We start from the raw sequence: 1,095 nt of genomic DNA, 5'->3' as shown, positions 1-1,095 counted from the left end.
CTGCTCCATGTCACCGAAGGTGCGATAGTTAAGCTGGGTGATCGAAGTGACGCCGACGGCGTTGCCACCGAGCGCACCCCAGCAATTGGCGTGATAGGCCAGTTTCACCGGCATCTCGTATCCTCCCTGCCTGTAGCCGATGCATCACCGCGCGCAGCGCGGGGCCGGCATCTTTGGCTGGAGAAGAATTCGGACAACGGACCTGCGACATCCTTCGCCTTCGCGAGGGCTGTCGACGTTAGGAGCCCTCCTCCGAGCCTGGCTGATACTTATGCCCGCCTTTCGCCGCTCGTCAATCATTAAAATGCAAAAGTCGGCATACTTTTGTTTGTAAAATACATAAGTTCCTGCTTGATCCGTAAATGAGGCCACGGTACCCATGGCTAACGGCGTGATGACCCTGAGCCGGCAGCGATAGAGATCGGGAGATGAGCCTCGGCAAGACTATGGACGAGCGCAGCGCCACAGACCCCGTACAGTCGGACCAACCGCGCCGCGCCGCCGGCCGGCCGCGTGCCAGCGAATCCGCGCATGGCAGCCTGGCCACGCTGCTCAACCTTATACGGACCGAGGCGGCAACGACCCGCCAGGAGCTAGAGAACCAGTCGGAACTGGGGCGCGCCGTCGTCACGGATCGTCTCGCCACGCTGCTTCGGCTAGGGCTGATAGAAGAAGGCGAACTCGGCCCGGCGATCGGCGGACGCGCACCACGCCATGTCCGCTTCCGGCCGCGCATTGGCATGATCCTGGCCGCCGTGCTCGATCATTCCTCGCTGGCAGTCGGTGTATCAGACCTGTCCGGCCGCCTGCTGGCCGAACATCACGAAGCGGTGGAACTGGCCGCAGGTCCCGAGCCGGTGGTCCAGCGGCTAGCAACGCTGTTGGCCTGGATGCTGGAAGAGCAGGGCAGTGAGGCCAGCATCTGGGGCATCGGGCTGGCGGTGCCCGGAGCCGTTGAGAAATGCGATGATCAGCGGCTGTTCGCGCCGGCGCTGAATGCGTTCCAGAACTGGGATGGATTCCCTTTCGTCGAGCAGTTGGCCACGCTTGTCGGCGCGCCGGTATGGGTGCGAAGCGGCGTCCAGACGATGACGA

1 pseudogene is annotated in these 1,095 nt (G+C 63.1%); it reads left to right on the top strand.

Annotation, left to right across the window (positions count from 1 at the left end):
• Window positions 1-428: 428 nt before the first annotated feature.
• Window positions 429-1,095 (top strand): annotated as a pseudogene (locus FJ980_RS33595) (ROK family protein); the annotation flags it as partial.

Origin of the sequence: Mesorhizobium sp. B1-1-5, from assembly GCF_006443065.1 — a bacterium.
GTDB lineage: Bacteria > Pseudomonadota > Alphaproteobacteria > Rhizobiales > Rhizobiaceae > Mesorhizobium.
Note: the sequence above shows the minus strand (reverse complement) of the source record. Positions and strands in the feature narration are given on the sequence as shown.